The 248-nt window shown below is 44.4% G+C and carries 1 pseudogene; it reads right to left on the bottom strand.

The features are described 5' to 3' along the window. Positions 1–248: pseudogene (locus AAEY88_RS14875) on the bottom strand (AAA family ATPase); the annotation flags it as partial.

Here is a 248-nt window from a genome sequence, read left to right as displayed (position 1 = left end):
CACCATATTCAAGCCATTTGGCTAAATCAGTGCTGTACCTTGCAGGTTGGCGAGTGGCCATAATAATTTCAACAATGTATTTCTCTAACGGTTCCGCTAAATAAATCTCTAATGCCTGATCCCGGGCGGCAAATACGTCGGCTTGAGCGACAGGCTCAATGGTCGGCAATTGATGTGTTTTGGCCTCTTTACGCGATTGGCGTAAGATTTCGCATTCTGTTTCAGCACTAGGATAATCAAGATTAAGA

Source organism: Psychrobacter sp. CAL346-MNA-CIBAN-0220 (assembly GCF_040309805.1).
GTDB lineage: Bacteria > Pseudomonadota > Gammaproteobacteria > Pseudomonadales > Moraxellaceae > Psychrobacter.
Note: the sequence above shows the minus strand (reverse complement) of the source record. Positions and strands in the feature narration are given on the sequence as shown.